This window comes from Actinomycetospora termitidis (assembly GCF_030286555.1).
Classification (GTDB): domain Bacteria; phylum Actinomycetota; class Actinomycetes; order Mycobacteriales; family Pseudonocardiaceae; genus Actinomycetospora; species Actinomycetospora termitidis.
In genome coordinates this window covers 1,319,269-1,331,491 of sequence record NZ_JASVWF010000001.1, presented here as the reverse complement: position 1 = coordinate 1,331,491, position 12,223 = coordinate 1,319,269, and the positions used below count along the sequence as shown (strand labels likewise).

At 74.5% G+C, this 12,223-nt stretch carries 12 protein-coding genes; 3 read left to right on the top strand and 9 right to left on the bottom strand.

What is annotated here, in order from left to right:
* The first annotated feature begins 23 nt into the window (after positions 1–23).
* Positions 24–1,589, top strand: a complete 1,566-nt coding sequence (locus tag QRT03_RS06580) for a Na+/H+ antiporter (protein WP_286051693.1) — start codon at positions 24–26, stop codon at positions 1,587–1,589.
* Positions 1,590–1,597: 8 nt separating this feature from the next.
* On the opposite strand, the gene QRT03_RS06575 is transcribed toward QRT03_RS06580, so the two are convergent.
* From QRT03_RS06575 to QRT03_RS06535, 9 genes are all read right to left on the bottom strand, one after another.
* Positions 1,598–2,488, bottom strand: coding sequence for a helix-turn-helix transcriptional regulator (locus QRT03_RS06575; protein ID WP_286051692.1), 891 nt, complete (start codon positions 2,486–2,488; stop codon positions 1,598–1,600).
* Positions 2,485–3,303: an SMP-30/gluconolactonase/LRE family protein gene (locus QRT03_RS06570; RefSeq protein WP_286051691.1), complete on the bottom strand. Its 819-nt coding sequence runs from the start codon at positions 3,301–3,303 to the stop codon at positions 2,485–2,487. The genes QRT03_RS06575 and QRT03_RS06570 overlap by 4 nt, the downstream gene beginning before the upstream one ends.
* Entirely contained in the window at positions 3,303–4,859 is a 1,557-nt protein-coding gene (locus QRT03_RS06565; protein ID WP_286051690.1) for a class I adenylate-forming enzyme family protein, read from the bottom strand. Before QRT03_RS06565 ends, QRT03_RS06570 begins: the two co-directional genes overlap by 1 nt.
* A gap of 42 nt (positions 4,860–4,901) precedes the next feature.
* Positions 4,902–5,576, bottom strand: coding sequence for a GntR family transcriptional regulator (locus QRT03_RS06560; RefSeq protein WP_286051689.1), 675 nt, complete (start codon positions 5,574–5,576; stop codon positions 4,902–4,904).
* Positions 5,577–5,638: 62 nt separating this feature from the next.
* Positions 5,639–6,727, bottom strand: coding sequence for a CaiB/BaiF CoA transferase family protein (locus QRT03_RS06555; RefSeq protein ID WP_286051688.1), 1,089 nt, complete (start codon positions 6,725–6,727; stop codon positions 5,639–5,641).
* 46 nt (positions 6,728–6,773) lie between these two features.
* Positions 6,774–7,508, bottom strand: a complete 735-nt coding sequence (locus tag QRT03_RS06550) for an SDR family NAD(P)-dependent oxidoreductase (RefSeq protein WP_286051687.1) — start codon at positions 7,506–7,508, stop codon at positions 6,774–6,776.
* Positions 7,505–8,044, bottom strand: a complete 540-nt coding sequence (locus tag QRT03_RS06545; RefSeq protein WP_286051686.1) for an SDR family oxidoreductase — start codon at positions 8,042–8,044, stop codon at positions 7,505–7,507. Before QRT03_RS06545 ends, QRT03_RS06550 begins: the two co-directional genes overlap by 4 nt.
* Positions 8,041–9,195 carry a thiolase family protein gene (locus tag QRT03_RS06540; protein WP_286051685.1) on the bottom strand — a complete coding sequence of 385 codons (1,155 nt, stop codon included), beginning with the start codon at positions 9,193–9,195 and terminating at the stop codon, positions 8,041–8,043. The genes QRT03_RS06545 and QRT03_RS06540 overlap by 4 nt, the downstream gene beginning before the upstream one ends.
* Positions 9,192–9,617 (bottom strand): Zn-ribbon domain-containing OB-fold protein, encoded by a 426-nt coding sequence (locus tag QRT03_RS06535; protein WP_286051684.1) that lies wholly within the window; start codon positions 9,615–9,617, stop codon positions 9,192–9,194. Before QRT03_RS06535 ends, QRT03_RS06540 begins: the two co-directional genes overlap by 4 nt.
* Before the next feature lie 181 nt (positions 9,618–9,798).
* On the opposite strand from QRT03_RS06535, the gene QRT03_RS06530 reads away from it, so the two are divergent.
* Together QRT03_RS06530 and QRT03_RS06525 are read left to right on the top strand one after the other, a co-directional pair.
* Positions 9,799–10,914, top strand: a complete 1,116-nt coding sequence (locus tag QRT03_RS06530; RefSeq protein ID WP_286051683.1) for an NDMA-dependent alcohol dehydrogenase — start codon at positions 9,799–9,801, stop codon at positions 10,912–10,914.
* Between the two features lie 8 nt (positions 10,915–10,922).
* Positions 10,923–12,218 (top strand): MFS transporter, encoded by a 1,296-nt coding sequence (locus tag QRT03_RS06525; RefSeq protein ID WP_286051681.1) that lies wholly within the window; start codon positions 10,923–10,925, stop codon positions 12,216–12,218.
* Positions 12,219–12,223: the final 5 nt, after the last annotated feature.

Below are 12,223 nucleotides of genomic sequence, written 5' to 3'. Positions count from 1 at the left end.
GGACGACTCCGGGGAGGGCACGCGTGTACGACCCGGCGGGGCTCACCGTCCTGGTGCTCTTCGGCGTCGCCATCCTGGTCGCGCAGGTCGTCGCCCGGCGCACCGGCATCAACGGACCGATCCTCCTGCTCGTGGCCGGCGCCGCTCTCGCTGCCGTCCCGGCAACGGCGGCACTCCGCGTCCCGCCCGAGCTCGTCGTCCTGCTCTTCCTCCCGGCGCTGCTGTACTGGGAGTCGCTGACCACGTCCCTGCAGGCCATCCGCGCCGACCTGCGGTCGGTCGTGCTCTCGTCAATCTTCCTGGTGCTCGCGACCGCGGGCACCGTGGCGGCCGCGGCGCACGTGGTGCTCGGGCTGAGCTGGCCGGTCGGCTTCGTCCTCGGCGCGATCGTCGCCCCGACCGACGCGACCGCGGTCGCCGCGGTCGGGGTCCACCTGCCTCGTCGGCAGCTGACGATGCTGCGGGCGGAGAGCCTGGTCAACGACGGGACGGCGTTCGTGCTCTTCGCGGCGGCCGTGGCCGTCGCGAGCGGCGCGGAGCCGTTCTCCACGCCGAACGTGCTCGGGGACTTCGCGCTCTCCTACCTCGGCGGGATCGCGATCGGCGTGCTCCTGGCCCGGCTCGCCATGCTCGCGCGGCGCGTGGCGACCGACGCGCTCACCGAGAACGTGGTCAGCGTGCTCACCCCGTTCGCGGCCTTCCTGCTCGCCGAGGAGGTCCACGCGTCCGGGGTCCTCGCCGTCGTCGTCTGTGGCCTGGCCCTCAGCCGGCTCGGCCCGCGGTCCATCGGCGCGGACACCCGGCTGCAGGCCCACGCCTTCTGGCAGATCGTCACCTTCCTCCTCAACGCCACGCTGTTCCTGCTCATCGGGCTGCAGCTCCCGGCGGCGCTCGCCACGGTGTCCGCCACCCCGGGGTTCGCCCTGGCGGCGGCCGCGCTCGTGGCGGCCGTGGTCGTGGTGACGCGGCTGGTGTGGATGAACGTCGTCCCGTACCTGGTGCGCGCGCTCGACCGCCGACCGGCCCAGCGCGGCCGGAGGATCGGAGCGCGGCAACGCCTCCCCCTCGCGTGGGCGGGGTTCCGCGGCGCGGTGTCGCTCGCGATCGCCCTCGCCGTGCCGCTCACGACGGTCGACGGAGCCCCGTTCCCGCACCGCGACCTGCTGCTCGTGGTCACCTTCGGCGTCATCCTCGTGACCCTGGTGGGACAGGGCCTGACCCTCCCCGCCGTCGTCCGCGCCGCCCGGTACGACCCGGACACCGCGGTCGACGACGAGATCGCGCTGGCGTACGAGCGCATGGCGGATGCGGCGCTGGCCGACCTGCCCCGGCTCGCCGAGGAGCGCGGGGTCCCCGAGGACGTCGTGACCCGCCTGCGCGCCGAGGAGGAGCGCAGGCGCCGGCCCCCGCCGGTGCCGGTCGGTGCCGACGGCGAGCACGACCTGCGGCTCGCCCTGGTCCGGGCGCGACGACGCACCCTGCTCCGGTTGCGCGACGCCGCCGTGATCGACGACCAGGTCCTGCTCCGTGTCCAGAGCGAGCTCGACGTCGAGGAGCTGGCGCTGCGGGGCGGGACCGACCCGGGCTGAGCGCCCGGTCAGGAGCCCGCGAACGTCCCGGGTGTGCAGCCGTACCGCTCCCGGAAGACGGCGGTGAACCGGCTGGTGCTCGCGTAGCCGCAGCTCGCCGCGACGGCCGCGACGCCGTACCGGCCGGAGCGGAGCATCTCGGCCGCCCGCTCCATGCGCAGGTCCGTCAGATAGCGATGAGGCGTCGTCCCGGTCGTCGCCGCGAACAGGCGCAGGAAGTGGAACCGGCTCAGGTTCGCCTGCCGCGCCATGTCGTCCAGCGTCACCCGCTCGCCGAGGTGCGCGTGCAGGTGGTCCACCACGCGCCCGAGCGTCCTCGCCGACAAACGGCCCGGAGGGCCGACGTCGCGCGCGTCGCCCGACGACCCGAGCAGCAGCTGGGCCCCGAGCGCCTGGGCGAGCGACTCGGCCACCACCGACCCGGCACCGCGTCGCAGCGCGGTGTCCAGCGTCCCGAGCGTGGCCGAGACGACCGGGTCGACCAGAGCCAGCACGTCGAGGTCGGCGACCGGGCGTGTGCTCGCGCGCCGGGGAAGCCCCTCGCGGATCTCCTCGAGCAGCTCGACGGGCACGTGCACGTGGAGCGTGGTCCGTGGCCCACCCTCGGAGTCCCGCCAGCGCAGGACGTCCCGACGGTCCGGCGCGGTGACCCCGACGACGCCCGGGCGGTACCGCGCCGACCGCCACCGCCCCCGGGTCCGCGACTCGAGCCGGAACGTGCCCCGCAGCACCATGACGACACCGAGGTCGGGGGTCGGGGTCGTCTCGAACTCCGCCGCGGCCGCGGGCTGGTCGACGACCTGCACCAGGGGCGCCGCCCAGTCCAGGTCCGCGCTGGACGCGACCCGCCGTCCCGGTTGGTGCTCTCCGACCGCGTGGCTGGCCGGCGCCGCCCTCACCCGGCCGGGTCGACCGGGAGCGCCAGCACCCGGCCGCCCTTGGCCGCCGTGACCACCAGCCGGTCGTGACGGGGGCCGGCCAGACACAGGTTCGTCGGGAAGGTGGGCCCGTCGAAGTCGATCCGACGGTGCAGGTGCCCGTCGACGGAGAGCACGAACACGGCGTTGGCGGCGGGAGCCGCGGCGTAGAGCAGCCCCCGGGCGTCCAGGGCGAGCCCGTCCGGTCCGACCTCGGGGAGCGCCACCGACGTGCCCGTCGGGCGCAGGCGAGCGCCGTCCCAGTGGTGGGCGGTGATGAGCCCGGTGTCTGTGTGAGCCAGGTGCAGGGTGTCCGTGGTGGCGTCGAAGACGAGCCCGTTCGGGAAGTCCTGCTCGTCCAGCAACGTCTCCGTGGTGCCGCCCACGGGGTCGTGCGCGAGCACCCGTCCATGCCCGGTGTCGCCCGGCGGTCCGGGGTCGGTGAACCAGAGGCGGCCGTCCGGGCCGGCGACGAGGTCGTTCGGGGCCCTGGTCCCGGGGATCGGGACGTCGACGACGGTGGGTCCGTCGAGGCGTTGCAGGCCCGGCCGGGTGGGGCGCTCCGAGCGGCTCGGGCGGACCGCGCCGCCGTTCTGCGCGACCCAGATCCGGCCGTCCGCGTCCTCGGCGAGCCCGTTCGGGCCGCCCCCGGTCTCGGTCTCGGTGAGCACGCCGCCGTCGGGGTCGATCTCGACGACGAGTCCCCGGGAGAGCGACACCACGAACAGCCGCCCGTCGCGGGTGACCAGGGGGCCCTCCGTGAAGCCGATGCCCTCGGCGAGGGTGTGGACCGTCATCACGCACCCCCCAGCTGCTCGCGCAGGAGCTTCTTGCTGACCTTGCCGGTGCTGGTCAGCGGGACGTCCCCGGTCGCGAGCAGCACGATGCGGGACGGGACCTTGTAGCTGGCCGCCCGGCCGCGGATCCACGCGACCAGGGCGTCCGGGAGGTCGGGCACGTCCCGGGAGGCGATCACCGCCGCCACCATGACCTCGTCGCCCGCCGCGTCCGGCAGCCCGACCACGTACGCCTCGCTCACGTCGGGGTGGCCGACGAGCAGGTCCTCGACCTCCAGCGGCGCGATGTTGATGCCCTTCACCTTGAGCATCTCCTTGCGCCGGCCGACCACCGCGAGGCGGCCGTCGTCGTCCAGCACGCCGAGGTCGCCGGTCCGCATCCAGCCGCCGGGCCGGAACACACCGTCGTCGAGGTCGGGGCGGTCGAGGTAGCCGCCGATGACGGCGCCGCGGACCTCGATCTCGCCGGTCGCACCGGCGGCCAGCGGGGTCCCGGCCTCGTCGCAGACGCGGAGCTCCTGGGTCGGGAGGGCGGTCCCGCTGGTCTGCAGCCGGACCTCGCGCGGATCGTGCGCGTCGGACATGGCCGAGTGTCCGTACGCCTCGGAGAGGCCGTAGACGCTGCACACCTCGGCGACGCCGAGCTCGTCGATGACCAGGCGTTTCTCCTCGGCGCTGAAGCCCGTCGTCCCGGTGCGCAACGAGGAGAGGTCGTGCTCGCCGAACGAGGGGGCGGCGAGCAGCACCCGGGTGGCGGCTCCGAAGCCGTAGTAGACCGTGCAGCGCTCCCGGGCGATGAACGCCAGGGACTCCTCGCCGTCGATGCGCGGCTCGAGACACAGGGTGGCCCCGACGCCGAGGGCGACGGGCAGGGCGTTCGAGCACCCGTAGCCGAAGAACAGCGGGGCGCCGAGCCAGAGCCGGTCGCCGCGGCGCAGGTGCTGACGGCGGGCGATCTCCCGGGTGTTCGCCATCAGCGTGCCGTGCTCGAGCGGTACCGGCTTGGGGCGGGCCGTGCTGCCGCTGGTGAAGAGGATCCAGGCCAGGTCCCCGGGCTCCGGGCCGGAGAGGTCGGCCGTCGGCCCGTCCCCCGGCAGGCCGTCCGGGAGTGGGTCCTCTGCTGCCCAGACCAGCACGTCCTGGCCGGGAACGGGGAAGCCCGCGCCGCGCAGCTCCGCGACGGTGTCCCGGCCGAACACGGCGTGGTCGGTGACGACGAGCGACACCGCGGCCTCCTCGATCACGTGCTCGAGCTCGGCCGCGCGGTACCAGGTGTTGAGGGGGACGACCGTCAGCCCGGCGCGGTGGGCGGCGAGCGCGGCGACGATCCACCGCACCCCGTTGGGGAGCAGGACCGCCACGCGGTCCCCCCGGTGCAGGCCGCGCCGGAGGAGGTCGGCCGCGAGCTGCGCGGTCCGGTCCCGCAGTTCGCCGTAGGTGAGCCGGCCCTCCCCGCCGACCACGGCCTCGTCGTGGGCGGGAGCCGCGTCGAGGGCGGCGACGAGCGTCGCGTGGGGGGCCGCGGTGTCGACCACCGGCGGCCGGGCGTGCGTCATCATGGATCTTCCTCGGGTTCGGGCGGCGCGCGGAGGCGCCGGTCAGTCGCTGAGGACGCCGGAGCGCTTGAGCGCGGCCACGACCTGGTCGCCCTCGTGCTGCATGTGCTCGCGATTGGCCCGGTCCGCCTCGCGCGCGTCCCCGGCGCGCAGGGCCGCGACGATCGCGGCGTGCTCCTCGTTGGCCTGGCGGCTCGCGGCCGCGGGCAGGCTGTAGACCTCGCGGGGCAGGTTCCGTGAGAGGTGGCGCAGGACCGAGAGGGTGCGCCGGCTCGCCCCGGTGTGGTTGATCAGGGAGTGGAACTCCCAGTTCAGGTCGTGCAGGAGCTCGTGGTCCTCGCTGGCGACCATCTGCGCGTGCAGGTCGTCCAGTCGCTCGAGGACCGGGGCGGTGATGCGCCGCGCGGCGCCGGCCGCGGCCAGGCCCTGGGCCATGCCGTAGATGCGGTAGTGGTCCTCGATGTCCTCGGCGCGGATCGGGACCACGTAGGTGCCGCGGTGCGGCTCGGAGGCCACCAGCCCGTCGTCCTCGAGGGCGATGAGGGCCTCCCGCACCGGGAGGCGGCTCACCCCCAGGTCCGCGGCGATCGTGTCCTGGGGGACGCGCTGACCGCCGGCCAGGGTGCCGTCGAAGATCATGCTGCGGATGTACTCCGCGACCTCGAGCCCGCTGCGCCGCCGCTGGATCACCGGTCGGTCGCGCCGGCGTCCCGTCACGTCCGCCTCCCGCCCGCCACGATCCGGATAACGTATCAGCATCGTCGGCGTCCGGTCGGCGGTCACGCGGCACCCACCGGCGTCGCGACGTCCCACCGTCGGAGCACAGAGTCGAGGTCCGCCGGCTCCACGGCAGCCAGCGGTGTCCCGCCGAGGCGCGGCGCCGGTGCCGGCCCGGGGTGGCCGTCGCCGTCGGGCACGAGGGTCCCCCGCGCCGTCAGGTGCTCGTCGCGTGCGGCCTCGGCCATGTGCAGGACGGGCGTGACGCAGGCGTCGACCCGATCGAAGCGCTCCGTCCACTCGGCCCGGGTCCGCGTCGCGAAGGCGGCGGCGAGCCGCTCCTTGGTGTGCGGCCACCGCGCGCGGTCCCACTGCTCCCCGACCTCGGCCGGGTCGATCCCGAGCCCCTCGAGCAGCGCCCGCCAGAACGCCGGCTCGATGCTGCCGACGGCCATGTACTCCCCGTCCGCGGTCGCGTAGACGTCGTAGAAGGGGGCGCCGGTGTCGATGTCGTTGGTCCCGGGCTCGCCCTGCCACCGGCCCTGGGCGGCCCGGCTCCAGACGCCGGTCATGAGCAGGCTGACGCCGTCGACCATCGCGGCGTCGACGACCTGGCCCCGTCCGTCGCGGCCGCGGGCGAGCAGCGCCGTGAGCACCCCGACCACGAGCAGCATGCCGCCGCCTCCGTAGTCACCGACGAGGTTGAGCGGCGGCACCGGCGCCTCGCCCCGTCGGGCGATCGAGCGCAGCGCGCCGGTCAGGGCCAGGTAGTTGATGTCGTGTCCCGCCTGGTGGGCGCGGGGGCCGTCCTGGCCCCACCCGGTCATGCGCCCGTAGACGAGCCCGGGGTTCGCGGCGCGGCAGGGCTCCGGTCCGAGACCGAGCCGCTCCATCACGCCCGGCCGGAAGCCCTCCAGGAGGACGTCGGCGCGGTCGACGAGGGCGCGGGCGGTCGCGAGACCGGCGTCGGCCTTCAGGTCGAGCCCGATCCACGGTCGTCCGCGCAGCAGCGCGCCGCCGTCGACCGGTCCGGCCGGTCGGTCGATCCGCACCACGTCGGCGCCGGCGTCGGCGAGCACCATCGCGGCGAACGGGGCCGGGCCGAGACCGCCGAACTCGACGACACGGATCCCGTCGAGGGGTCCGGGCATGACTTCTCCTTCGGATAGGGCCGGACAGAGCCGGCTGGGGCCGGCGTCAGGCGGCGTACGGGTCGGCGACGCTGCGGCCGCCGCAGACCGGGAGCACCTGGCCGGTGACGTAGGAGGCGCCGGCCAGGTAGGCGACGGCGTCCGCGACGTCGTCCGGGCGCCCGGCGCGGCCGACGGGGATGGCGTCGAGGGTCCGGCGCCGGATCTCGGGGGGCAGGCCGTCGGTCATGGGGGTCTCGACGAAGCCCGGCGCGACCGCGTTCACGGTGATCCCCTGCGGGCCGAGCTCGATGGCGAGGCTGCGGGTGGCGCCCACCAGCCCGCCCTTCGCGGTGGAGTAGGCCGTCGATCCGAACGTGCCCAGCCAGGCCCGCGAGGCGAGGTTGACCACCGCTCCCCCACCCCGGTGGGCCATCTCGCGGGCCGCGACCCGGGTGAGGGCCAGCGGGCCCAGGAGGTTGACCTCCTGCAGCCGCCGGAAGTCGGCGGGGTCGAGCTTGGCCACCCGGGCGTCGCGCAGGACGCCCGCGCAGTTCACGAGGACCTGCGGGCCGCCGAGGTCCGCGCAGGCCCCGATCGCCGCGGTTCTCGACTCCGGGTCGGCGACGTCGAGCACGACGCCGACGGCGCCGGGGACCGCCGTGGCGGTGTCGTGCACCGCCTGCCGGTCGAGGTCGGCGACGACGACGCGGTGACCGCTCCCGGCGAGCCGGGCGACGATCGCCCGGCCGATGCCGCCGGCCCCTCCGGTCACCAGCGCGACGGGTGCGTGGGTGCTCATGGCCGCAGCCTCCCCAGGTCGGTGCCGGCGGTCAGGGAGATCTCCTGGCCGGTGACGTCCGCGCCGCCCTCGACCAGCAGGGCGTCGAGCTCGGCGGCGAGTGCCCGGACCGACGGCGCCTCCGCGTCGACGGCGAGGACGTTGACGGTGATCCCGTCGCGCGCCAGCTCGATCGCGAGCGTGCGGGCCATCGACAGCACGCCGTTCGTGACCGCCGAGGCCGCCGCCCCGTGCGCGAGGCCCATCAGCGGGGCGTGCGGGAGGACGAGCACGAGCCGCCCGCCGGCGGTGAGCGCCCCCACCGCCCCCTGCACCTGCTCGAGGGTGTCGACGAGGGCGTCGCCCACCTCGCGGTCGAGTCGCTCGTCGTCCAGCTCGCTCAGGGGTGCCGGGCCCGGGACCCGGGGGACGACGCAGAACGCCCGCGCGAGGCCGGGGCTCACGCCCCCGAGCGCCTCCCGGACGGTCGGGACGAGGGCACCGTCGCCCAGCACGCCGGCGACGAGGTCGCGGCGGTCGTCGAGCATGCCGGTCATCGGCTCATCACCACGGTGGTCACCGAGCCCCCGTCCGTCCCGTTCACGGTGCCGCCCTTGCAGTAGGCGAGCCCGGTGCGGGCGCCCTCGACCTGCCGGCCGCCCGCGTCGCCGCGGAGCTGCCAGGTCAGCTCGCACACCTGTGCTGCTCCGGTGGCGCCCACCGGATGACCGCGGGACAGCAGGCCGCCCGACGGGTTGACCGGCAGCCGGCCCCCGAGTCCGGTGTGCCCGGCGGCCGTCCAGGCCGCGCCCTCGCCGCGCGGGACGAGGCCGAGGCCCTCCATGCGCACGATCTCGGCGATGGTGAAGCAGTCGTGCATCTCCACCAGGTCGACGTCGTCCGGACCGACGCCGGAGAGCTCCCACGTCTGCTCGCCCGCCCGGCGGGAGACGTCCTCGGCGTTCGGGTCCCCGAGCCCGGCCTGGACCGACCCGCTGACCAGCCCCACGCCGAGCACCCGCGGGGTCGACGCGGTGATCCCCAGCCGGCGCAGGCCGGCGGGGCTGCACAGGAGCACCGCGGCCGCGCCGTCGGAGATCGGGCTGCAGTCGAGCAGGCCCAGGGGTTCGGCGATCGGGCGGGCGTCGAGGACCTGCGCGAGGTCGATCGGCTTCTGGTACTGCGCGTAGGGGTTGTGCACCGAGTGCGCGTGGTTCTTCACCGCCACCGCCGCGATCTGGTCGCGGGTGGCGCCGTGGTCGGCCATGTACCGGCGGGCGCTCATCGCGTGCCCGGCGGCCATGACGTACCCGACGGCGGCGTCGAGGTCCCCCGGGTCCGGGCGGACGCCGCCGGCGACCCGGTCGGTCATCTTCTCGACGCCGATCACGAGGGCCACGTCGTGCAGCCCGGCGGCGAGGGCCACCCACGCCTCCCGGACCGCGGTGGCCCCGCTGGCGCAGTAGTTCTCGTGGTTGGACACCGGTCGGCCGTCGAGCCCGAGCTGCGCGGCGATGCGCTGCCCCGCGACCGGGCCGCCGAAGACGTGACCCACGTACAGGCCGTCGACCGTGTCGAGACCGGCGCCGGCGTCCTCCAGCGCCGCACGGGCGGCGCGGACCGCCATGCCCTCGAGCGTGACGTCCGCGGGGTACTTGCCGAACCGGATCATGCCGACGCCGGCGACGTGGGCGGGCGCGAGCGTCACGCCGCCACCTCCTCGGGGTGCGCCCGGAAGCGGTAACCGAGCAGCGTGGTGCCGTCGTCGGCGGTCCCGACGGGGTGGAGCTCGAGCGCCACCGGCTGGTCGAGGGCCACCCGCTCGGGGGCGACGCCGACGACGGTCGCCATCAGGCGCACCTCGTCCGAGGGCAGGTCCACCTGGGCGAGGACGTACGGCACCTCGACGCCCGGAGGCGCCTGCCGCACGACCGTGAAGGAGCAGATGCGCCCCTCGGTCGTCAGCGGGACCGTCTCGAGCTCCGCGCCGGACCGGCATCCCGGGCAGAAGCCGCGGGGCGGGAACGTGGTGGTTCCGCACGCCGAGCACCGCGATCCGAGCAGACGCGGTGGATCGAGGGTGAGCAGGTCGGCCCGGAACGGGCGGTCGACCGTGGTGGTAGTGGACATCGCTCCTCCTGACTCGAGCGTCCGAGCTCGACGCTCCCCTCAAACTAAATCCTTGATACAAGTTTGTCACCATGCGATGGTGCTCGGTGTCACCAGCACGGACGTCGTGCCTCTTCATCGCCCATTCAAGGTCGACTCGCTGGTGCGGTGTTTGTATCAAAGATCAGATCAGGAGGAGTCGATGAAGACCCGCGCCGCCGTCCTCCCCGGACCGCACACGCCGTTCGAGATCGTCGAGCTGGAGCTCGACGAGCCTGGGCCCCACGAGGTCCTGCTCAAGATGTCCGCGTCCGGCCTGTGCCACTCGGACCTGCACATGATCGACGGGGACAACATCGTCCGGTTCCCCATCGTCGGGGGCCACGAGGCCGCCGGCGTCGTCGAGCAGGTCGGCTCGGCCGTCACCAAGGTCGCCCCCGGCGATCACGTCGTCTGCAGCTTCACCCCGTCCTGCGGCATCTGCCGCTACTGCTCCACGGGCCGGCAGAACCTCTGCGACATGGGCGCCACGATCCTCGAGGGGAGCATGCCCGACGGCACCTTCCGGATGCGCCACGAGCGACTCGGCGAGGTCGGGGCCTTCTGCATGCTGGGCTCCTTCTCGGAGTACGCGACCGTCTCCGACGCCTCCTGCGTCAAGGTCGACCCCTGGCTGCCGCTCGACACCGCGGTCCTCGTCGGCTGCGGCGTCCCGACCGGATGGGGCACCGCCGTCAACGCCGGCGGGGTGCGCCCCGGCGACACCACGGTGATCTACGGCGTCGGCGGCGTCGGGATGAACGCCGTGCAGGGCGCGGTGCACGCCGGCGCCAAGTACGTGGTGTGCGTCGACCCGGTCGCCTTCAAGCGCGAGACCGCCCTGGAGTTCGGGGCCACCCACGTCTTCGCCGACGCCGCCGAGGCCGCGGCGACCGTGGCGGAGCTGACGTGGGGCCAGGGCGCCGACCAGGCGCTGTGCGTCGTCGGCGTCATGGACGAGCAGGTGGTCACCGACGCCTTCGACGTCGTCGGCAAGGGCGGCACCGTCGTGATCACCGGGGTGGCGAATCCCGAGAAGCTCACCGTGCACCTGTCCGGGTCGGCGATGGTCTACAACCAGAAGACCGTCCGCGGGACGCTGTTCGGCTCCTCGAACCCGCAGTACGACATCGTCCGCCTGCTGCGCCTCTACGACGCCGGCCGCCTGAAGCTCGACGAGCTGGTCACCGCGCGCTACACGCTCGACCAGGTCAACGACGGCTACCAGGACCTCCGCGACGGCAAGATCATCCGCGGCGTCCTGGACTTCGAGAAGTGAGCACCCCCATGTCCTCGACCACCCCTCGCTCGGTCGTCGTCGCCACCGTCATCGGCAACTTCACCGAGTGGTTCGACTTCGCCGTCTACGGCGCCGTCGCCATCACCCTCGGCCGCGTCTTCTTCCCCTCCGTCGACCCGACGGCCTCGCTGCTCGCCTCCCTGGGCGTCTTCGGCGTGGCGTTCGTGTTCCGCCCGCTCGGCGGCGCCGTCCTCGGCTCGATCGGGGACCGCTTCGGCCGGCGCGTCGCGCTCTCGGTCGCCGTCCTCGGGATCAGCGGGGCCACCACGCTCATCGCCCTCCTCCCCTCCTACGCCGCGATCGGGATCGCCGCGCCCGTGCTGCTCATCCTCCTGCGCTGCGTCCAGGGCATCTCGGCCGGCGGGGAGTGGACCAGCGCCTCCGCGTTCCTCGTCGAGTACGCCCTGGCCGGTCGGAGAGGCGCCCGGGCCAGCCTCGTGTCCGCCTCCGGTGGACTCGCCATCGTCGTGGGGACGGTGACCGTCCTCGCGCTCGAGGCGCTGCTCGAGCCGGCCCAGATGCAGGCCTGGGGCTGGCGGCTGCCGTTCCTGCTCGCCGCACCTCTGGGTCTCGTCGGGCTCTACCTCCGGCTACGCCTCGACGAGACGCCGGTCTACCAGGAGTTGCGCCGCAACGACGACGTGCCGGCCCGGCCGCTGCGCGAGGCCCTGCGCACCGACCGTCGCACGATGTGGATCGCCTTCGCGTGCGCCTCGATCACCGGGGTCGGCTTCTACTACCTGGCCACCTACTTCGCGAACGCGATGTCCGTCGGCGGCTCCCGCACCACCGCCCTGTGGGTCGCCTCCGTGGCGTTGCTCGTCTACGTCGCGCTGTGTCCCCTCGCCGGGCGTCTGTCCGACCGGATCGGACGGCGACCGGTCTACATCGGCGGCGCGCTCGGCCATGCCGTGCTCGCCGTCCCGGTCCTGTACCTGGTCGGCTCGGGGTCACCCGCGCTCGCACTCCTCGGCATATGCCTGTTCGCCGTGCCGCAGGCCGGCCTCAACGTGATGTCGTCGATCGTGCTCGTCGAGCTGTTCCCGGCGCGGACCCGGTCGAGCGGCGCCGCGCTCGCCTACAGCCTCGGGGTCGGCCCGATCGCGGGAACCGCACCGCTCGTGGCGGCTGCGCTCGCCGTGGGCACCGGGAGCACCGTCGCTCCGGCGCTCTACCTGGCCACCATCGCCCTGGTCGTCGGGCTCGTCCTGGTCAAGGTCCTGCCCGAGACCGCACACCGCGCGCTGAGCGACGTACGCACCGACGTCCGCGCCACGGCCTGAGGAGA